This window comes from Psychroserpens sp. (genome assembly GCF_045105015.1).
Classification (GTDB): Bacteria; Bacteroidota; Bacteroidia; order Flavobacteriales; family Flavobacteriaceae; genus Psychroserpens.
Window position 1 is genome coordinate 1 of sequence record NZ_JBGCCX010000068.1, and the last position, 21,252, is coordinate 21,252.

The window sequence follows — 21,252 nt, forward strand, 5'->3', positions numbered from 1 at the left end:
GCAAATTTAAAAGAGATAATTAATAAAAAACTAACCAATACATATTTAAAAACTGTTATTGGAAAGACGCTCAAATCGGGATGAAAACCAATAAAAGCAAAAACAATAAGCATAAATAGAACCATTTGTCTTAGAGACAAAGAAAAAATAGTTACTTCACGAGTGTATCGATACACCTCATAAAACCTTGAGTAAATAGAAATTATTATCCATGTAATAGACACAAAAGGAATAAACATATTAGGATCTATATCCTTAAAAAAATATAGAATTGCCAATCCATTGATTATACATAAATCAATTAAGTATGAAATTGGTCTTAAGTAACCCGAATATCTTCCCTGTTTAAATAGACTCAACTTATATTTTTATATGTTTAGAAAAATCTCTGTGTTCACTTTTGTAGAGTTCATCATGAGATAATTTTTTAAAATAGTCAAATGTTTTCATCATGCCTTCTTCTCTTTGAACTTTAGGTTCCCATTTTAATAGTTTTTTAGCCAAACTAATATCTGGTTGCCTTTGCAAAGGATCATTAACTGGTAAATCTTTATAGATGATTTTTTGGTCAGTATGAGTTAGCTTTATAATTTCTTTAGCAAAATCATTAATTGATATTTCGTTGGGATTACCAATATTGACAGGATATACATAATCACTAAAAAGTAACCTGAAAATTCCTTCAACCTGATCGTCTACATAACAAAATGAACGGGTTTGTGAGCCATCTCCAAATACTGTTAAGTCTTCACCTCTTAAAGCTTGACCCATAAATGCAGGAATCACTCTTCCATCATTTAAACGCATACGTGGTCCATAAGTGTTAAAAATACGTGCAATTCTTGTTTCAATACCATGAAACCTATGGTATGCCATCGTAATCGATTCCTGAAATCGTTTAGCTTCGTCATAAACACCTCTAGGACCAATTGTATTTACATTACCACAGTAATCTTCTGTTTGGGGATGAACTAAAGGGTCTCCGTAAACTTCAGATGTAGAAGCAATTAGTAATCTTGATTTTTTTGCTTTAGCCAAGCCTAGCAAATTATGAGTTCCTAGTGAACCTACTTTCAGGGTTTGGATAGGTATTTTTAAATAATCTATAGGACTTGCAGGAGAGGCAAAATGTAAAATATAATGCAGTTCGCCTTCAATTGTAATATGCTCTGTAACATCATGTTTAATAAATTCAAAGTTTGGATTAACCTCTAAGTGTTTGATGTTTTTTGGATCTCCTGTTATAAAGTTATCCATTCCAATAACATAAAAGTCTTCAGCTATAAACTTATCACATAAGTGTGATCCTAAAAATCCTGCTGCCCCTGTTATTAGTACCTTTTTTTTCATTAATACACACTTTTTCTTCCTATTGATACATAAGAAAAGCCTTCGTTTTCAACATCTTGAATGTCGTATAAGTTTCGACCATCAAAAATTACTGGGCTATCCATTATATCCTTTAACTTTTCAAAATTAGGTGTTCTAAATATACTCCATTCTGTGCAGATAATCAATGCGTCAACACTATTTATAGCGTCATACATGTTGGCTGCGTAATTAAGTTTATCACCATATTTTCTTTTTACGTTAGGCATCGCTTCTGGGTCAAAAACATTAATTTTTGCTCCAAGTTTTAATAAGTCATCAATCATATATAGTGCAGGAGCTTCTCTTATATCGTCAGTTTCTGGCTTAAATGCCAATCCCCAAATTCCAAAAGTTTTACCTTCTAAATCGTTATCATAATGAGATAATATCTTCGGAATTAATATCGTTTTTTGTTTACTATTGACTTTAATCACAGAGCTTAAAATTTCAAAATCGTGTTGGTGCTCTTTTCCAGATTTATGTAACGCTTTTACATCTTTAGGAAAACAAGAACCTCCATATCCTATGCCAGGGAATAAAAAGCGTTTGCCAATTCTAGAATCTGTACCCATTCCAATTCTAACCATATCTACATTAGCACCAACCTTTTCACAAAAATTAGCAATCTCATTCATAAAGGTAATTTTTGCTGCTAGAAAAGAATTGGCAGCATATTTAGTAAGTTCTGCAGAACGTTCATCCATTACTAAAATTGGATTTCCAGATCGTACAAAAGGTTTATATAATTTATTCATGAGATTTGTTGCTCTCTCTGAACTTGAACCGATAACAATTCGCTCTGGTTTTAAAAAGTCATCTACTGCAAAACCTTCCCTTAAAAACTCAGGATTAGACACAACATCAAATTCAACGTTCGTTTCATTAGATATTGCTTCTTTTACTTTATCAGAAGTTCCTACTGGAACTGTGCTTTTGTCGACTATTACTTTATAATCTTTAATGTTTTTTCCTATTTCTTTTGCGACACCTAAAACATAAGATAAGTCGGCCGAGCCATCGTCATCTTCAGGTGTTGGTAATGCTAAAAAAATGATGTCTCCATGCTCAAGACCCTCACTTAAAGAGGTAGAAAACTTAAGTCTATTTGCTTTAATATTTCTTTCAAACAAGATATCTAGATGTGGTTCATAAATTGGTACCACACCTGATTTCATTTGCTCAACTTTATTGGCATCGATGTCAACACAAATGACTTCATTTCCTGTTTCTGCTAAACAGGTTCCAGTTACTAAACCAACATAACCTGTTCCTATTACAGATATTTTCATAGTTATAATATGTTATTAAGCTTAACTTTTAATTGCTTGTTTTAATTTTAAAAAATCTGTTCTTTGAAGCATACAATTCATAATCACAAATAGAAAAACGCCTCTGTGAACCCATAAAAACGATTCAGTAATAAAAACCATTGTCATTAAAAAATAAAACATTAGCATGAAAAAAGACTTTGTTTTAAAAGATTTTAAATATCCAAGACCTAGTATAACTAATAGAGTTAACAATCCGAATATACCTAATTCTGAAAGTATTTGGGCATACATGTTATGATAGTTATAACCATAATAACCAGGATATAAATTAAAAGCAATAAACCTGTCTCTTAAATTTTTTCTAGATGCAAATAAACCAAATCCTTTCCAAAAAACATCATCTTCTTCAATTTGTTCTTTTAAATTTCTTAATTGAAGTAATCTTATTGATGTTCCTGTCCATGGATAGATCTTATTAAATTTTTCTCTATGAAGCACCTCTTCAAAATTTGTTGTTTTCTCTGTTAGTATTCGATCAACAATCTCATGAGATGTAATTGCGACTATAGATATCACTATCAAAAACGCTCCTATAACTTTTGGAGATTTTAATGATTTAATTCTGTTATTTCTAAAAAAGTATACAATATTTCCTATTAAAAAAGTAGCAATTATAGTCTTTGATGATAATAATAAAATGGTGGCTCCCAAAAAGAAAAGACCAAAGTAATCTATACGTTTTTTTGTTTCTTTTGACAACAGAAAGAAGTAGCTTAAGGCATAAAACACAGAAACATAAATCGCATTTAAATTTAAAACCTCTACGAAATCGTGATATGTAAAAACAGTAGAATTTCCGAGTTGAATATAGTTTATAATTGCTGTGACAAGAAAAAATAGCCCTAATATAATATTAGAAATTGTAAAACCATTTAATACAATTTGAAATGATCTAAATGAGAATTTAGGAATCATTGCAAAGATTACAGGTATTACCAATAAAACTGGAAGTCTACCCATTCCTTTTAAACTCAAATCTGGATCAACTGTCCAAAAATAGGATACACAGCAGAATAAATACAACAAAATTAATAAGATAGAAGAAGTGTTTAACTTGAAACTAATTTTATTAATTAATCGATATCTAATAACAAATAAACAAAATACTATTAGTGTAGTACTACTGGGTGCATATCCAACAAGAATTGTAGATAACGTTAAGGCAAGCATGTAAGACAAAAAGTCATTGTGATCAACGACTGATAGTATTTTACTTTTTACACTCATAAAAAAAGTTTAAATATTCTTTATTAATAATATCCCAACTGAAATTTTTGGCTATATCATTAAAACAGTTTTCTACTTTATCAATGTGTGCTTGTTTAGATTGATTGTCTAAATGCTCTTTAACATCTATTGCTGTTTCAAAATAAAGCGCATTCTCTTTTAAAATAGACTTATTAAATTGATTGTCATTAGCAATGATAAAGGCTTTAGATGACATAGCTTCAAGTAAAGAAGGATTGGTTCCACCAACTGAATGTCCGTGGAAATATAAATTTGAGTAGTATCTTAGATTATCTAATGATTCTAAATCATAAATACCACCCACAAAACGAATGTTTGGGTGATCTCTAAATTTATCTTTTAAATGTTTTCCAAATGAGTTGGCATCATGTTTTCCAACAACTAAAAAAGGCGACTTGTTTTTAGACAAAACTACACCATCTAAAATTGTTTCAATATTATTTTCTGGCTCTAATCGAGCAATTAACATATTATATGTGAAGGGTTTTAAATTATATTCTGAAAGGATTTTTGAATCTGGATTATTAAATAGTTTGGCTCCATAAGCAATGTACTTTGAATCAACTTCATAGGTTTGTTTTAAATATTCTTTAATCCCTATTGAATCTGCAACCAAATAATCACTAGATTTTACACCAAGGCGCTCTGCGTATTTCAAAAACTTTTGTACTTTTTTAGAATACTTGGATCGCTTCCACTCTAAGCCATCCATATTAGTTATGATAACCGATTTTTTTGGTAGTAATTTATACCAGATAGTGCTACTAGTGTAACCCAACTGAAGGATGATATCAAAATTTCTTTTTCTTGAATCTAAGATGCAATTAAGGTCATAAATAAATTGACCTGGTGTCCCAATTTTATCCTCAGGATCATAACAATGAATAATGTTTACACCATTAAATAATTTTTCTTGAAATGGATGTTTACTAGAATTGTACACATAAACATCATGGTTTTGTTGGGCTAGATATACTGAAAAGAATTCAGCAAATTGTTCAAACCCTCCATGAAAATTTGGTATACCTCTTGTTCCTAATATTGCAACCTTCAACTTATCATTTGTCATTTAAAATTAAGTTTTTCAGTTTTTGAGCAGTCTGATCCCAAGTGTATTTTTCTTTTATAGAATTAGCTATTTCAGTTAATTCATTGTGTTGATCACTATGTTTTTCTTTTTCTAAAAACTTTGTAATAGTTGTTTTTATTGTGTCTATGGATTTTGCATCAAAAAGTCTGTCTTTAAAAAAGGTGAAGTCTTTCATTGCTGTAGAATCTGAGCATATTGTTGATGTTTTAAGTACTGCACTTTCTATTGGAGGAATTCCAAATCCCTCGCATAAAGATGGGAAAATGGCTAAAGTTGCTGCATTGTAAAATTTAATTAAATCATCATTTGACACATCTTTAATCTTCAATATCATCCCGTTTGATACTTTAGATACCTTATTGATTAATTTATCTAATTCATCATCTTTAAAACTCTCTTGACCTATGAGCACTAAGCTAACACCTTGTTTCCATAACGATAATTCTTCATATGCCTGGACCAATTTAAAATGGTTTTTTCTAGGCTCAATCCTACTTACATATATTATGTATTTATTAAGGTTATAGTTGGTCTTAATAAAGTTTCTGTCAGACTCTTTATTTTGTGTTAGTGCGTATTTCTTACTAATTGCATTTGGGAGTACCTCAATTTTTTTATTGGATATTTTAAAATTTTCAATGATTCGTTCAGCTGAATAATTGGAGACCGTTGTAACGATATTAGCCTTAAGTGCAGAACGCTTAAATAATATTGTGTTTACAAGTCTATACTTTAAAGGGAAATATTGGGGGAAATCAATAAATAACACATCGTGAATGGTAACTATATACTTGCACTTTTTATTTAAAAAAAGAGGCAAATAATAATTAAAATGTGCAAAATCAAATTTATAACCTTTGATTATTTTTGGTATTTCATAAGTTAATCTTATGTACTTGTTTTTAGACTTTAACTTTATAAACTTAAAGTTAGGTTGACTATTAAACTCTTTTTTAAGATTATCAATATTATTCGCTGCTAAATATATTTGTAGTTCAGATGGGCAGGCATCTATCGCTTTATAAATTCCTTTTAAAAAAGTTCTAATACCTTGATGACTTTCATCAAAAGTATGCGCATCTACAAATAAAGTTTTAGTCATTTAAATTATGCCTCATTTCTAGTTAACAATTTGTTGTTGTTTATTGTATTTTGATGCTACAAAAATACCATATAAAAAAACAGAAAACTCTCCTGGTCTGTAAAAACCTGTTATAACAAAACTATTAAACAACATATAAACACTTGTGGCTAAAATGAGTTTATTTAGTAATATATTTTCATCATTTGTTTTAAAACGTTGATGTGTTCCAAAAATATAAAAGATAAACAAACAATAACATAATAATCCTAGAGTACCTGTTTTAAAAAGCACGTTTACAAAACCATTGTGTATTGAGGGAACTTCTGAAAATTGCTTTCCATCTAACCTAACTTCTGTCTCAAGATCTACTTTTGAACCAAAGCCTAAACCAATTAGCCAAGCTTTTGTTCCGTTATTATTCATTTGTTCTATAGCTTTTTGAGCCTCATAAGCTCTCCAGTGTTCCCACATACCTCGTCTATCTCTTAAGATGGTCTTAGTGTCAATGGACTCAAATAATTCACTAAAACTATTCTGAGTCTTATAGACAAATGCTTTAAAACCAGTGGAGTTCCTGTTGGTTTCAATATTTGATAGCACAATGCCAAGAATTACAGAAATTATAGTCAAGAGCAAAATCCCTCTAAAAAGTTTTCTGTTTAAAAACAAATATCCTTTATAGCCCACAAAAAACATAAAAAGGACAATGAACATCGTTCGTGATAAATATAACAGAAATGAAATAGTTATAATAAAAACTACAAGTTTATGATACTTTTTAAATGCAGTACAATACGGAGTAAAAAATAAAAAAACTAAAGCAACTATTTCAATATGATTTTGTTTCCCTCCTAATGTCCTTAAATAAACATATGAATCTATACTGCCTATATTAATTACAATATTAAACAAGTGTATAATAGCAAAAACAAGGGCTATGGTAACAACGACATTAAATACATATGTTTTTGATTTTAAGCGTTTAACAGCAAAATAACTAGCGAATAAAATTGTAACTGGTCTAATAAAATATATGATGTCTTTCAAAGTGTCAAAAGGTTGATATTTTAAACCATAGCTTGAAATAACTCCAATAACTGTTATGATAATTAAAAAAAGGGAAGAAGAAATTAAGTTAACAGAAACCTTATTAGACACAGATATTGCAAGCAAAAAAACAGAAGCAATAAATGATAGTTCTATAGAATATAATGATAGTAGCAACACTAGTATAAATAAGCCTATCTTATAAACTGTTTGAGGCATGAATTTCTATTTTAATTAATATATTTGATCCCTTAAAATTAATCATCATATTTAAGAATGAGATTGTCTCACAAAAATAAGTTTATATTCTTTAGCAACCCTAAAACAGGTTCTGAAAGTTTAAGAGAAATGTTAACACCATACTCAGACATATTGGACATTCCATTTAAAAATATTACAGATGAAAACCCATTTTACTCACATATTCGTCCTGTAGAAATAAAAAATATTTTTTCTGAAAAAGGATATAACTATGATGACTATTATAAAATTGTTTGTACCAGAAATCCTTTTAATAGATTGGTTTCTTTGTATGAAATGATTTTTAGAAGGTGGCCCATAAAACCTCCTTTTGATTTATGGCTTAAATCTACAAAAACCGATGGTAAAGGAGGTGGTGGAAAAAACAGCGACAGATGGCGAATTTATGGTACCTATTCTTTAAAAAATTATATTAGTGATAAACAAGGCAATATATTGGTTGACAAAATTATATGCTTAGAACATTTTGATACTGAGGTGCCAACATTATTCAAATCTTTGGATATTGAATTGCCAAATAATTTTAAAGTTGTTAAAAAAAATGTTAGGGCGCGAAAGAAAAAAGTATCTGATTATTATTCTGAAAAATCTAAAGAATTAGTCTTTAAACGATATGAATGGGAAATAAAGAAGTTTAATTATAAATTTCCAGAATAGGTGATTACACTTTCCATTTTTGTTCAAAGTCAATTTCAGTAAGAGCAGTAAGCTTGTCAATGTCTTTTTTGAAACTAAAACTTAGTTTTCTTCTAAATTCTGGACTGATTTTTTTAATCTCTTTTGAATCACTAAAAAAATAAGATTTGAGCTTATCTATTTTGTCTTGATTAATAACGCTTTTAACTGTTTCTTTTATCTTATTCTGCCTCAAGAGATTCAAAAGAAATAAGTTTTTAACAGGTTGAATTTTGTTGCTTTCGATTGACTTATTAAAAACAGAATCAGAAGCATTTATTCCTAAAAAATCAAACATGTTTTTTATTTCATCTTCTAAGTTTTCTGTCCAGTTTTCATAAACCATTATCTTAATTTGTTGTTTAGGAAAAATATCAAAATAAGCTTTTACTTGATTGTAATACATTCCCATTTCTAAATATTGGTTGCAACTTCCCCAAATATGGTTTTTAGTAGCGCTTAATGCATCTTCAAACGAATGATTTCTATCAGACCCTGTATAATAATTCATTATATAATGGCTGTAAGCTCTGTCAACAGGGTGTCTTAAACTAATTAGTATTTTTGCATTTGGGTTATGTTCAAATAATTTCTCTGCAACTTTAGTATCCCAAATATATGAAGGTGAAGTATCTCCTTTTAATTGATTTTTATGGGCATTTGCATAAAGAGCATTATAAACGTTTATGTCTTTAATTATTTTAGTGTGGTATTTTTCTCCAAGCTTAGGAAGCTTATAATCTTCTGTGTTTGGCGAATCTACATCTGAAAAAAAGTTTGGTTCTTTTACATTAGGTAAAAAAACATCATCACTATTATTGAGATAATTATATAAACTTGTGGTACCACATCTTGCAGCTCCAACTAAAAAAAAATCTATACTATTACACTTTTTATCCACTTAAAATATATGATTAAAATGGATTATAATATGATGTTATCTGCAACTTAACTTTGAGATAGATAGCACAGCTCAAATTCCAAAAAGCCATACTTACTACAGTAGCAGTAGCAGCACCAATTCCTCCATAAATAGGTGTCAATATAATTGTCAACACTAAATTTAATAAAAGTGCTACAATAACAAAATTTTGATACACTCTTTGTTTGCCAATCATTTGTAAAATGATTCCAACGGAACCAGAAAACGAATTTACAATTTGTCCAGCACATAGAATGAATAAAATAGTCTGCCCTTCTATAAACTCATTGCCAAAAATTGATAATAAGAATTTATTAAAAAATAAAATTAAAACAATTACTACAGAACTGATTAAAAAGTTCAATTTAGTAGAAAACCGAATCAGTTTTTTATAGTTATTTTCATCATTTTCGGCATAACTTTTAGCGATTTTAGGAGCAAGAATTGAATTAATTGCTAATAAAGTAAAGCTTGTTAGAGTTGCTATCTTAAGACAAACATTATAAATCCCAACATTGCTTTCTGTTTCATAAACTCCCATCACAAAAGTGTCCATCCATCCTAAAAAAATTAGGATTGAAGATGATAGCATCATAGGTAAAGACTGTTTAATAAAAGTCCATGAATTTGTTTGAGATTTAAATGAGATTACTTTGAAAGATTTTATTGTATGAATTAGCGCTATTACTGAAGTGATTAAAATTCCGAAAAAATGTGCTTTTGGGATAGCAATAGGTTCATGAGTAAAACTCATTAAAACTAACAAAACTATAAAACCAAATAAAAACCTACTAACTAAACTAATAAACGAAAACCACTTAATGTTTTTTTGAGCTCTTGAAACACTTGAACAAATTAAAGTAACAGACCAAAACGGGATACTCAATAAAATCCAGTTTAAATAAGGAACTACCTCTGGCTTAGGATCTTTAAAAAGCTCATTAGTAATCTGAAACCTAAAAACATATATTATAAAACATAACAACGCGGATATCAAAAATGATTTTAGAAGTGTTTTATAAAACAGTCCAATATCATTTAAGTTACCTTCAATAGAATAAAATTTAACTAAATGTATATCAATCCCTAAACGCCCTATGACACTTATAATCATAAAAACAGAAACGGCAATAGAGAATAGACCAAATATTGAAGCACCAAAGTTTTTAGTGACGTAAAGCGTAAAGGCATAACTGGCAATAATGCCAAAACCTCTTATAAGTATATATGAAAGCCCTTTGCTTAATATTTCTTTAAAGTCAGAATCACCAAGAATATGTTTTAATTGAGACTTTATAAAGGCCATTATGATGTTAGGATAAATTCAGTTTCTAATGTAAGAAAAATTAAAAACTAATACACTATCTCTGTAATTGATTTATAAGACTATTTTTAATTCTAAACCAGGGATTAAGTTTTCCTCCTACTCGCTTTGTAGAAAGTTTGTTACTAGTAGAATCTCTTTCAATAAACTTATTAAAATCTAAGTGTTTATTAAAATCTTCAGTACTAGTCAAATTAAATTGTTTGTCTCCATAAGTAATTAAAACCCCCTTAATTGTCACTTCTTTTTCAACCTTATTTCCTAAATGACAAAAGATTTCTTTTGATAGGTTTTCAGGATCAAAATTTGCTACTATAACATCATCACTTGTTGAAGGAACTACGTCTTCAAAAATATGAATATTCTTTTTTTGTAATTCATCAACCGTTATATTGTTCATCATTATTTTAAATTCATCTGCTTGAGATGTTTTAAAACTAAACTCAATGCTTAAGCTTTTGGGTTGAACTTGAATAGTTTGCGATTCTTTAGGAGAACTCTTTGAGGAATTATTACAACTTTGAAACAAACTTATGATTATTAAAAAAAAGAAAGGTTTTAACATCTCATTAATAATTTAAACTATCATTCCGGCAGCTACAGTCTCATTTGTTGCGTCATCAATTAATATAATGCTTCCTGTTGTTCTATTTTCTCTATAGGAATCAATCATCAAAGGTTTTGTAGTTCTTATTTTAACTTTTGAAATATCATTCATATTCAACTCCTTATCCTCACTATTTCGCTCAAGAGTGTTGATGTCAAACTTATAAACTACTTCTTTAATCATTGCCTTTTGCTCATTTGACGTGTGTCTAATACTATATTTTGCTCTAGGCTTTGCAGAATCATTATGGAGCCAACACAACATTACTTCGACGTCTTGAGATGCTTCAGGTTTATTATTAGACCTAACAATCATGTCACCTCTACTAATATCAATATCATCTTCTAGAGTTACTGACACAGACATTGGTGCGTATGCTTCTTCTATTGATTTTTCAAGAGTATCAATCGACTTAACTTTCGAAGTAAAACCTGAAGGCATGACAGTTATATCATCACCTACTCTCAATATTCCACTTGCAACCCTTCCTGCATAACCTCTATAATCTCTATGAGACTCATTCTGTGGTCTTATAACTGTTTGAACAGGAAATCTAGTATCTACTTTATTAATATCGCTACTAATATGCATGGTTTCTAAAGTATGAAGTAAAGGAGCGCCTTGATACCAATCCATGTTTTCAGAACGATTCACTACATTATCTCCCAATAATGCACTTATTGGAATGAAACGAACATCTCTAACTAGCATTTTAGAAGAAAATTCTTCAAACTGATTAATAACTTTATTATATGCTTCTTCAGAAAAATCAACTAAGTCCATTTTATTTACGCAAACAATTACGTGTGGAATCTGCAATAAAGATGCAATAAACGAATGACGTCTTGTTTGTTCAATAACACCATGACGAGCATCTACTAAAATAATTGCGGCGTTCGCAGTTGATGCGCCTGTAACCATATTTCTAGTATATTGAATATGTCCTGGTGTATCGGCAATAATAAACTTTCGTTTTGGTGTTGTAAAATACCTATATGCAACATCAATGGTGATTCCTTGTTCTCTTTCGTCTCTTAAACCATCAGTAAAAAGTGCTAAATCTACACCTTGGTGACCTTTCTTTTTACTCGTATTTTCTATGGCTTGAAGTTGATCTTCAAAAATAGATTTTGAATCGTAAAGTAATCGTCCTATTAGTGTGCTTTTTCCGTCATCTACACTTCCAGCTGTAGTAAAACGTAATAATTGATTGTTATCTAACATTGTCTTTTCTTTAAAAATAACCTTGACGTTTTCTATCTTCCATTGCTGACTCAGAACGTTTATCATCACTTCTGTTTCCTCGTTCTGTTTGACGCATTCCAGAAACTTCATCTGCAATTTTTTCTAAAGTATCTGCATCAGATTCGATACCTCCAGTAATGGTAATATCTCCAAGAGTCCTAAAACGTATTTTTTTAGTAACAATCTCTTCATGATCTTCTAAGACTAGAAATTCTGAATTAGGTATCCAACTATCTTGTCTCCAGACAACTTCTCTTTGGTGTGCGTAATATAATGATGGAATAGCGATGTTTTCTCTTTTGATATAATTCCAAACGTCCATTTCAGTCCAATTACTAATTGGAAACGCTCTAAAATGCTCTCCTTCAAAATGCTTTCCATTAAAAATATTCCAAAGTTCTGGTCTTTGATTTTTAGGATCCCATTGTCCAAAATCATCTCTATGAGAGAAAAAGCGTTCTTTAGCTCTTGCTTTTTCTTCATCACGTCTACCGCCTCCAATAGCACAATCAATCTTATTAGATTCTATAGCATCTAGAAGCGTTGTAATTTGTAATGCGTTTCGTGTTGCATTTTTTCCTTTTTCTTCAGCTACACGACCTTCATCGATAGACTCTTGAACAGAACCAACAATAAGATTAACACCTAAATCTTTTATTATATCATCCCTAAACTGTATTGTCTCAGGGAAATTGTGACCAGTATCAACATGCATTAAAGGAAATGGAATTTTAGCAGGATGAAAAGCTTTTTTAGCTAAATGTGTTACTAAAATTGAATCTTTTCCTCCAGAAAATAATATTACTGGGTTGTCAAATTGAGCCCATACTTCACGTAGAATAAATATGGCCTCACTTTCTAATTCGTCTAAATAGTTTAAATAATACTTACTCATTGTAACTTTGACAATTTTGGTGTTATATAATCAACGATTCTTTGAGCAGCAGCTTCAATAGATTCGTTTTCTGTTTTTATTTCTATATCTGGGTTTTCAGGAGCCTCATATGGTGCTGAAATACCAGTCATATTTTTAATTTCACCAGCACGTGCTTTTTTGTAAAGACCTTTTACATCTCTACGTTCACATTCTTCGATACTAGTATTAATAAAAATCTCGACAAAGTTAACATCTTTAACGATACTTTTAATATTCTCACGGTCTTTTTTATAAGGTGAAACAAATGCTGCTAAAACGACTAAACCAGCATCTACCATAAGGTTGGCAACTTCAGCGATTCTTCTAATATTCTCCGTTCTATCTTCGGGCGAAAATGAAAGGTCATTATTAATGCCCTTTCTAATATTATCACCATCTAATGTGTAGGTTTTAATCCCTTGTTGAAATAGCTTTTGTTCAACTACATTAGCAATTGTAGATTTACCTGAACCAGAAAGTCCAGTAAACCACATTAAGAATGAATTCTGTTTATTTGACTCTAACCTATCTTCTTTTGAAATTTGATAGCTATGTGGAATAATATGTTTTGACATGTTATTGTTTTTTACCAAAAAAATATTGCCTAATTCTTCCTAAGGGTAGTTTAAGCCACAATCTTTCATGTAAGTAATATAATACGAATTTCGTAAATAATTCTGTAAGTGCAATATACAATGCAATTTGATCAAATGCTTCTAATACAGATCCAGAAATGATAAAAGTCATTGTTGTAGCAATAATTCGCCAAGAAATTGTCTTCCGAAGTGTTTGACTTTGAGTTACCGTTTTGTTAAAAAGTACGCGCTGCCATACTCTTTCGTGCATGTAATACACAATAAATTTAAATAGGAATTCGATAGCTCCAATTTTTATAGCGCTATCAATACTACATCCTCCATTAAGGCAGGTTACTAGTAATACAACAAGAATAGTGTCTGTAGTTGCTACGACACGCCAAGAAACACCTTTTAAAAGGCTTCTGATATGTGATTCTTGTTTGTAAGTGGTCATATATTAAATTACTTAGAAACCACGAACCAAGGATTTAATAGGTTCTCCTTATTGTAAAGTAATGGTTTATTAGTGGCTTTTGAAATTACTTCAATTCCTACTGCGTTACAAATAGCGTGTCCTGCTGCAGTATCCCATTCCATTGTTGGAGCAAACCTTGGATATACATCTGCATTACCTTCTGCAACTAGGCAAAACTTGAGTGAACTCCCTTTTGACACCACTTCAACATCTTTACCTGAACTTTTAATCGTTTCTATAAAGTCTAATGTTTCAGGGCTCATATGAGAACGACTTCCTACAACTTGAACACTAGAATCATTTTCAATTTTAGGCTGTAATGGGTTAAACAGTTTTTGAACCTCTTTTATTGATGTTTCATGAGTGCTTAATTCTGCTTTTAGTCCTTGTTCCTCGGTTACGTTACCAACATAGAGTGTTTTTGTTGCAGGAACATAAATTACTCCTAATTGAGGCTTTCCGTTTGTTACAAGCGCTATGTTCACCGTAAACTCACCATTACGTTTAATAAACTCTTTTGTACCGTCAACAGGATCTACTACCCAACAGGTCTCCCAATCTTTTCTGTCTACATAATCAATCTGCCTATTCTCCTCACTAATGATAGGAATGTTAGTCTGTTTTAAATATGAATTAATAACATCATTTGCTTTTTTATCTGCTTCAGTTAAAGGTGATTTATCATCTTTAATTTCAACATCAAAAGGGGTGTTATAAACCTCCATAATCACTTTACCAGCTTCTAATGATGCTTTTATTGCTAACTCTAAGTTTTGTTGTATCATAAATTTGAAATTGCTGTCTTTAAACTGTTTTTCCAATGTGGAATTTCTAACTTAAAGACCTCTTTAATCTTTGTTTTGTCAAGCACACTATATTTAGGTCTTTCTGCTGGTGTAGGGAAATCTTCAGTTGAAATTGGGTTTACCGTTATTTTAACCTTGCTTAGGTCAAAAATAGTGAACGCAAAATCATACCAACTAGCAACACCTTCATTACTATAGTGATAAATACCATAAGCGATATGGTTTTCTTTAATGATTTTTAAAATCACATGTGCCAAATCCATTGCATAGGTTGGTGTTCCAATTTGGTCAGAAACAACTCCTAACTCATCTCTATTATTTGAAAGTCTAAGCATTGTTTTTAAAAAGTTATTTCCAAACTCAGAATACAACCAAGACGTTCTAATAATAAAATACTTTTCTAAGTTTTTCTGTATTTTTTGTTCACCTTCTAACTTCGTTAGCCCATAGACACCGAGAGGATTTGTGTTGTCATCTTCATTGTAAGGTGTGTTTGAAGAGCCATTAAATACAAAGTCTGTTGAAATATGTATTAATTTTGAATTGTATTGAGCACATGTCTTTGCTAAATTCTCTGAACCATTAACATTAACATTATGGGCTTTTTTTTGATCGCTTTCAGCTTTATCAACTGCTGTGTAAGCTGCGCAGTTAACACAAAAGCTTATTTTATTTCTTTTAAAAAAGCTTTCAACAGAAATAAGATCTGTAATATCAAGGTCTTCAGAATTTTTATAAATAAAATTATAATCAGAAGAATTATCTAAAGCTTTTATACAAGTCGCTAATTGACCTTTTGCACCTGTTACAAGTATGTTCATAGCCTTGCATTTTCAAATGAAGGAAGTTGAGTGTCTTTCTCTGAGATAATTATTTCGGCCGAATCAAGTAACCAATCTATGTTTAGCTTTGGGTCATTGTAAATGATTCCAGCTTCAGACTCTTTATTATAAAAGCTATCGCACTTGTAAGAAAAAATTGCTGTCTCGCTTAATACTACAAACCCATGTGCAAATCCGCGAGGAAGGTAGAACTGTTTTTTATTTTCTCCAGAAAGTTTTACAGAAACATGTTCTCCATATGTGTGTGACCCTTCTCTTATATCAACAGCAACATCTAAAACCTCTCCACTTATAACTCTTACTAATTTTGCTTGTTGATGTTCTCCTGTTTGAAAGTGTAATCCTCTTAAAACACCTTTTGATGAGAAAGACTCATTGTCTTGAACAAAATTAATTTGATTACCTGTGAGGTTATTGAATTTCTTTTGATTAAAACATTCAAAAAAGTAACCTCTATCGTCCTCAATAATATTTGGTTCGATAATAAAACAACCTTGAATTTTTGTTTCTTCTATATTCATGCTTTGTTTTTGAGAAGTCCTAACAAATTTTTACCATATCCACTCTTCATAAGTGGTTGGGCCAACTCTTTAAATTGAGATTCATTAATGTAGCCCATTTCAAAAGCGGCAGCTTCTACAGAGCCTATTTTTAATCCTTGTCGCTCTTCAATAACTTCAACAAATTGAGATGCTTGCATTAAAGATTGAAATGTACCTGTATCTAACCAAGCTGTACCTCTATCTAAAATACTAACTTTTAATTTATTGTTGTTTAAGTATGCTTTATTAACATCTGTGATTTCTAATTCTCCTCGATGACTTGGCTGTATGTTTTTTGCTATCTGCACTACTGAATTATCATAAAAATAAATACCAGGAACTGCAAAATTAGATTTAGGGTTTGTTGGTTTTTCTTCAATAGAAATAACCTGTCCATTATCATCGAAATCTACAACACCATAACGTTCTGGGTCGTGAACTCTGTATGCGTAAATAATTCCGCCTTCGGGATTGTTATTGGTTTGAAGTAACTTTGATAATCCAGATCCATAGAAAATATTGTCGCCAAGAATTAAGGCAACTTTATCGCTTCCGATAAATTCTTCTCCGATAATGAAAGCTTCAGCTAAACCATTAGGCGCTTCTTGTATTGCGTATTCAAAATTACATCCATATTTCTTTCCGTCTCCTAATAAATCTTCAAACAAAGGAAGGTCTTTAGGTGTAGAAATAATTAATATGTCTTGAATTCCAGCATATAATAGAGTTGAAATAGGATAATAAATCATTGGTTTATCATAAATAGGCATTAACTGCTTACTCATTGTTAAAGTCAATGGGTGAAGTCTAGTTCCTGAGCCTCCTGCTAAAACAATCCCTTTCATTATTTAATTATATTGCTTTTGGTAGTAAGATTTATAGGCTCCACTTGTAACATTCTCTAACCACTTTTCATTACTTAGATACCAATCAATTGTCTTTTTTAGACCTTCTTCAAAGGTTACAGATGGTTCCCAACCTAATTCTTTATTAATTTTAGATGCATCAATAGCGTATCTTAAATCGTGACCAGGACGGTCTTTTACAAATGTGATGAGTTCTTCTGAAGAATTTTTTTCTCGACCAAGCTTAACATCCATTTGTTCACAAAGCAGTTTTACTAAATCAATATTCTTCCATTCATTGAATCCTCCAATATTGTATGTGTTTCCTTGTTGACCTTTATGAAATATTAAATCAATTGCAATAGCGTGATCCTTAACATACAACCAATCTCTTGTATAGTTTCCATCTCCATAAACTGGTAATGGTTTATTATTAATAATGTTATTAATAAACAGAGGAATCAATTTTTCAGGAAACTGATTTTGTCCATAATTATTTGAACAATTTGAAACTACATATGGCATACCATAAGTTTCACCATAAGCTCTTACAAAATGATCAGAACTTGCTTTTGATGCAGAATATGGAGAGTTAGGGTCGTATGATGTAGTTTCAGTAAACAATCCTGTTTCACCTAGAGTTCCATAGACCTCATCAGTACTAATATGATAAAATAACTTTCCTTCAAAATTATCTTTCCAACATGATTTGAATGCATTCAATAAAATCATGGTTCCAATGACATTGGTTTTAACAAAGGCAAGTGGGTCCTTTATTGATCTATCTACATGAGACTCTGCAGCTAAATGAATCACACTATCAAATTTATATTTCGCAAATAATTCATTTATGAAATTTTCATCTGTAATATCACCCTTAATAAAAGTATAATTAGACGCTTCTTCAATATCATTTAGGTTTTCAAGATTTCCTGCATAAGTAAGCGCATCCAAATTAAAAATATCATAATCTGGGTACTTTTCAACAAATAATCTTACTACATGAGAGCCTATAAAACCAGCTCCTCCAGTGATTAAAATCTGTTTTTTATTGCTCATAGTTCCTAACAAATCTTATCGTTAATTTTAAGGCAAAAAACAGGCACAACATAATAAATGCCGCTACTGGAAAAATAAGGGAGTATTTTTGAAAGATGTTTTCAGAAAGCGTACCAATTTTTTGAAAACCAGAAACTGTGTCAAAAAACACATCTTCTTCAACTTTTTGCTCATCTAAAATTCTTAACTCTTTTCTTAATTCCAACTCTTTATTCAAAAGCTCAAACTCTCTCGTTTTGCTCTCAGCAGGTTCAATTGTAAAACCTTCGCCAATACCAATTTTTTGGCTTTTTGATCTTGATTCTTCTTCTAAAACTTTAATGTAGACTTTTTGTAATGAATCTACTGACTCAATAGAAGCTAAAATATTCTGTTTTTGAATGTAAATTAAAGAATCTCTTTTTTTCATTTTCTTTTCAGAATATGTGTTTTCAAAAGATGAATTAAGTCCTGTTTCTAACTTTTGGAAAATATCTTTTTTCCTTGACTCTACAGTAATTTTGTAAAAGTTTGATGAAAAAATGTCTCTGTTTTCAATAAAATCATCATATGAAATATCTTGGGCCCTAACACTATCTAATGATTTCAAGTATTCATCATACTCTTTAACTTTGTCATTTTCACTTTCTGGACCTATTTCAATTTCAAAACTTGACACTTTTTTGGCGTCTTCAACTGTAACATCAAAAATATTGGAAAATGCTTCATACTCGTCATTAGTCAATAAAGCATTGAAATACTCAATGTTGTTGACTAGTTGATATTTAGAATCAAAATATGGCTTCACAAACATAGATGATTCGTAAGATTCTGGCCTTAATTTTTCTAATCCATAGCCTAACAGAGCTGACGCAATCATGATGATAATTATTAATTTAATATTATCAAATAATGCTTTTAGTATGGTTACAAAAAATGATACTATGGATTTTAAAATTGCTTTAAAAAAGTTAAATATCCATAAAAAGAAATTTCCGACAAGATTAAAAAAGACAACGAGATCTATTTCTTCGGGTTTATTATCGTTGTTTGTTAAATTCTCATTGTGTTGGTTATTACTCATATTTTGAATTGTTTAATTAAATATTTGTTGTAATATTTTTCGAGTTATTAAATATGTTGGTTTAACACCAGAGGTTCCTAGTCCTCCTGATGCTAATGTGCTTCCTGTTTCTAGAGGATTATCACTAGCATAATATGCATATCTTACTTTTACATTTGGATTAATACTTCCTCTTACTCTTGATGCGGCTTGGATAGCTTTTTGATAATGAGCTCCTTCCATTTCTAGTCCGATAACATTCCATGTAGAATTGTAAAAGAACTTTAAAATCTCTTTATTTTGAAGCGATGTTCCTAGCACAGTAATCATTGATCCTTCATAGACTTCAACGCCTTGGCCCTCTAGGTCAGACTTACTTAATTCATTTTCAAACGGATAATTATCTGCTGTACCTTCAAAAATGTGTGCAGATGGAATCATAATATCACCTTTACCACCTTCTAAAATACCTGCCTTCCCCATTACTGAAACCGACTCAACATTAAGAAGAACCTTTTCTCCGTCTGCTTTTATTGGTTTAAACAATTCGTCTATCGTTTCATAAGCTTGTTCTCCAAAAGCATAGTCCATTACAAAAATGACTGGTTTTTCACTCTTATGAAAGTTGTCTCCAACTTCAATATCTGATTTAGAAAAATCTATCTTTTCTGTATCAAAAATTTGCACATCAATATTGGTTCCTGAAGTGTCTTCAATGTATATCATTCCATTCTGCAACGCTTCTTTAGATACTTTATTGCGTAAGCTCTGATTTTCTTTCTGACTCAAGGCTTCATAGAGTTCAAAAATGCTTTTCTTTGCTGTTCCTGCTTTTAAGGCAGAAGGCGCAAAAATAGAATTCATTACGCTATGCATATTGGCGCTTATAACATGAATTGGTCGTTTTAAAAGATTGTTTTTATGTAAAACATCCTTAATGCGATCTGCCCAAATTTCACCATGAATATGATGACCTAAACGCTCTCTAAGTACAGGACTAAAAGTAACTGTACGTTTGCTGTTATTTAAAACTTCTTCAATGGCTAATTTTCCTAACCAATAAATGATATGTAATAAACGATCTGGTTTAGATTTAGAGGTAAATTGTTTGTGAGCTTCTGTTAGTTCATTAAATGTTCTTCCTAGAATATTAGCAGTATGTGTAATAGCGATTTCTCGTTCTTTTTGACTTAGTTTATCTTTTGATAATACTGCTTTTTCTAGCTTAACCCAATCACGAGTTGTGTTTCCTTTATCGTCTATTAAAACACGTTTGCTTATTTTATGAGACTCAACAAACAAAAACGTAATATGCGTTAATATGTCATAAATTTCAGAACGTCCTCTAGTAACTTCAATATTCATTTGTTCATCGTCAATTCGATAACAGTTACGACGCCTTTTTGGAGGAATGATGGGTTTGAAGTGCGAATTCCCATAACCTTCATCACTAGTCAAGTTGATAAAACTGCATTCTTCGATGCCTTCTGGAAGCCTGTCAATCACATATAATAAACCTTCTAACTCGGCTTTTTCTTCGGCAATTGAACCATAAATCTCTGGTCTTAATGACAAAAGTGCTTCACGTAAAGTTTCACCTGAAACTCCCATAGGCTTATAAAATCCACGATTAAATAGATGCCTCATGGTAACATACATTCTTTCAATAGCATTTGAACTCTCTTGAGCTCTCGTTCTTTCGTGATGTTTATTCTTGCTCATAGGTAATGTTTAGCTAGCAAATATAATATTATTTAACCAATTTTAAAGTGTATAATTTGTCTGCTATTTTTCGGTCATTTGAAAGTCTTGGAAGCTTGTTTTGACCACCTAATTTCCCTATTGATTTCATATAATCTTGAAACCCGTTTTTTTGAATAGATTTAATTTTTAATGGCTGAAGAACTTTTCCTTCAATCAAATCAAAATAATAACTGTTTTG

The 21,252-nt window shown here is 30.7% G+C and carries 22 protein-coding genes and 1 pseudogene; 1 reads left to right on the plus strand and 22 read right to left on the minus strand.

What is annotated here, in order from left to right:
• The 7 genes and pseudogenes from AB8B90_RS05415 to AB8B90_RS05445 form a co-directional block, all read right to left on the minus strand.
• A pseudogene (locus AB8B90_RS05415) lies at nt 1-359 on the minus strand (undecaprenyl-phosphate glucose phosphotransferase); the annotation flags it as partial.
• A gap of 1 nt (nt 360) precedes the next feature.
• The gene (locus tag AB8B90_RS05420) at nt 361-1,350 is read right to left on the minus strand and encodes a UDP-glucuronic acid decarboxylase family protein (protein ID WP_405334461.1); all 990 of its coding nucleotides are present in this window, start codon (nt 1,348-1,350) and stop codon (nt 361-363) included.
• Nucleotides 1,350-2,660, minus strand: coding sequence for a UDP-glucose dehydrogenase family protein (locus AB8B90_RS05425; RefSeq protein WP_405334463.1), 1,311 nt, complete (start codon nt 2,658-2,660; stop codon nt 1,350-1,352). Before AB8B90_RS05425 ends, AB8B90_RS05420 begins: the two co-directional genes overlap by 1 nt.
• Nucleotides 2,661-2,681: 21 nt before the next feature.
• Nucleotides 2,682-3,929 carry an O-antigen ligase family protein gene (locus tag AB8B90_RS05430; RefSeq protein WP_405334465.1) on the minus strand — a complete coding sequence of 416 codons (1,248 nt, stop codon included), beginning with the start codon at nt 3,927-3,929 and terminating at the stop codon, nt 2,682-2,684.
• Nucleotides 3,913-5,019 (minus strand): DUF1972 domain-containing protein, encoded by a 1,107-nt coding sequence (locus AB8B90_RS05435; RefSeq protein WP_405334467.1) that lies wholly within the window; start codon nt 5,017-5,019, stop codon nt 3,913-3,915. Before AB8B90_RS05435 ends, AB8B90_RS05430 begins: the two co-directional genes overlap by 17 nt.
• On the minus strand, nt 5,009-6,142 hold the full coding sequence (locus tag AB8B90_RS05440) for a glycosyltransferase family 4 protein (RefSeq protein WP_405334469.1): 1,134 nt from the start codon (nt 6,140-6,142) through the stop codon (nt 5,009-5,011). Before AB8B90_RS05440 ends, AB8B90_RS05435 begins: the two co-directional genes overlap by 11 nt.
• Before the next feature lie 18 nt (nt 6,143-6,160).
• A complete protein-coding gene (locus AB8B90_RS05445) occupies nt 6,161-7,390 on the minus strand; it encodes an O-antigen ligase family protein (RefSeq protein ID WP_405334472.1) in 1,230 nt (409 codons plus the stop codon).
• Between the two features lie 57 nt (nt 7,391-7,447).
• Here AB8B90_RS05445 and AB8B90_RS05450 point away from each other — a divergent pair, with 57 nt between their 5' ends.
• The gene (locus tag AB8B90_RS05450; RefSeq protein WP_405334474.1) at nt 7,448-8,089 is read left to right on the plus strand and encodes a sulfotransferase family 2 domain-containing protein; all 642 of its coding nucleotides are present in this window, start codon (nt 7,448-7,450) and stop codon (nt 8,087-8,089) included.
• A 4-nt stretch (nt 8,090-8,093) separates the two neighbouring features.
• Here AB8B90_RS05450 and AB8B90_RS05455 read toward each other — a convergent pair whose 3' ends face one another.
• The 15 genes from AB8B90_RS05455 to AB8B90_RS05525 form a co-directional block, all read right to left on the minus strand.
• A complete protein-coding gene (locus AB8B90_RS05455; RefSeq protein ID WP_405334476.1) occupies nt 8,094-9,008 on the minus strand; it encodes a sulfotransferase domain-containing protein in 915 nt (304 codons plus the stop codon).
• A gap of 13 nt (nt 9,009-9,021) precedes the next feature.
• Complete coding sequence (locus AB8B90_RS05460; RefSeq protein WP_405334478.1) at nt 9,022-10,335, minus strand: flippase; 1,314 nt, start codon at nt 10,333-10,335, stop codon at nt 9,022-9,024.
• Between the two features lie 55 nt (nt 10,336-10,390).
• Nucleotides 10,391-10,918 carry a hypothetical protein gene (locus AB8B90_RS05465; RefSeq protein WP_405334480.1) on the minus strand — a complete coding sequence of 176 codons (528 nt, stop codon included), beginning with the start codon at nt 10,916-10,918 and terminating at the stop codon, nt 10,391-10,393.
• A 12-nt stretch (nt 10,919-10,930) separates the two neighbouring features.
• The gene (cysN, locus tag AB8B90_RS05470) at nt 10,931-12,184 is read right to left on the minus strand and encodes a sulfate adenylyltransferase subunit CysN (RefSeq protein WP_405334507.1); all 1,254 of its coding nucleotides are present in this window, start codon (nt 12,182-12,184) and stop codon (nt 10,931-10,933) included.
• 10 nt (nt 12,185-12,194) lie between these two features.
• Nucleotides 12,195-13,100, minus strand: coding sequence for a sulfate adenylyltransferase subunit CysD (gene cysD / locus AB8B90_RS05475; protein WP_405334482.1), 906 nt, complete (start codon nt 13,098-13,100; stop codon nt 12,195-12,197).
• On the minus strand, nt 13,097-13,696 hold the full coding sequence (gene cysC / locus AB8B90_RS05480) for an adenylyl-sulfate kinase (RefSeq protein WP_405334484.1): 600 nt from the start codon (nt 13,694-13,696) through the stop codon (nt 13,097-13,099). Before cysC ends, cysD begins: the two co-directional genes overlap by 4 nt.
• 1 nt (nt 13,697) lies before the next feature.
• The gene (locus AB8B90_RS05485) at nt 13,698-14,153 is read right to left on the minus strand and encodes a DUF2061 domain-containing protein (protein ID WP_405334486.1); all 456 of its coding nucleotides are present in this window, start codon (nt 14,151-14,153) and stop codon (nt 13,698-13,700) included.
• Between the two features lie 8 nt (nt 14,154-14,161).
• On the minus strand, nt 14,162-14,959 hold the full coding sequence (cysQ, locus tag AB8B90_RS05490) for a 3'(2'),5'-bisphosphate nucleotidase CysQ (protein ID WP_405334488.1): 798 nt from the start codon (nt 14,957-14,959) through the stop codon (nt 14,162-14,164).
• Nucleotides 14,956-15,801: a dTDP-4-dehydrorhamnose reductase gene (rfbD, locus tag AB8B90_RS05495; RefSeq protein WP_405334490.1), complete on the minus strand. Its 846-nt coding sequence runs from the start codon at nt 15,799-15,801 to the stop codon at nt 14,956-14,958. Before rfbD ends, cysQ begins: the two co-directional genes overlap by 4 nt.
• Complete coding sequence (gene rfbC / locus AB8B90_RS05500; RefSeq protein WP_405334493.1) at nt 15,798-16,343, minus strand: dTDP-4-dehydrorhamnose 3,5-epimerase; 546 nt, start codon at nt 16,341-16,343, stop codon at nt 15,798-15,800. The genes rfbD and rfbC overlap by 4 nt, the downstream gene beginning before the upstream one ends.
• Nucleotides 16,340-17,209: a glucose-1-phosphate thymidylyltransferase RfbA gene (gene rfbA / locus AB8B90_RS05505; protein ID WP_405334496.1), complete on the minus strand. Its 870-nt coding sequence runs from the start codon at nt 17,207-17,209 to the stop codon at nt 16,340-16,342. Before rfbA ends, rfbC begins: the two co-directional genes overlap by 4 nt.
• A 3-nt stretch (nt 17,210-17,212) precedes the next feature.
• Nucleotides 17,213-18,268 carry a dTDP-glucose 4,6-dehydratase gene (gene rfbB / locus AB8B90_RS05510; RefSeq protein ID WP_405334498.1) on the minus strand — a complete coding sequence of 352 codons (1,056 nt, stop codon included), beginning with the start codon at nt 18,266-18,268 and terminating at the stop codon, nt 17,213-17,215.
• Nucleotides 18,258-19,331, minus strand: coding sequence for a hypothetical protein (locus AB8B90_RS05515; RefSeq protein ID WP_405334500.1), 1,074 nt, complete (start codon nt 19,329-19,331; stop codon nt 18,258-18,260). Before AB8B90_RS05515 ends, rfbB begins: the two co-directional genes overlap by 11 nt.
• Before the next feature lie 12 nt (nt 19,332-19,343).
• Nucleotides 19,344-21,032, minus strand: a complete 1,689-nt coding sequence (locus AB8B90_RS05520; protein WP_405334502.1) for a DUF6909 family protein — start codon at nt 21,030-21,032, stop codon at nt 19,344-19,346.
• A 28-nt stretch (nt 21,033-21,060) separates the two neighbouring features.
• Nucleotides 21,061-21,252, minus strand: a 192-nt coding sequence (locus AB8B90_RS05525; protein WP_405334505.1) for a GH3 auxin-responsive promoter family protein, incomplete at its 5' end; no start/stop codon positions are given.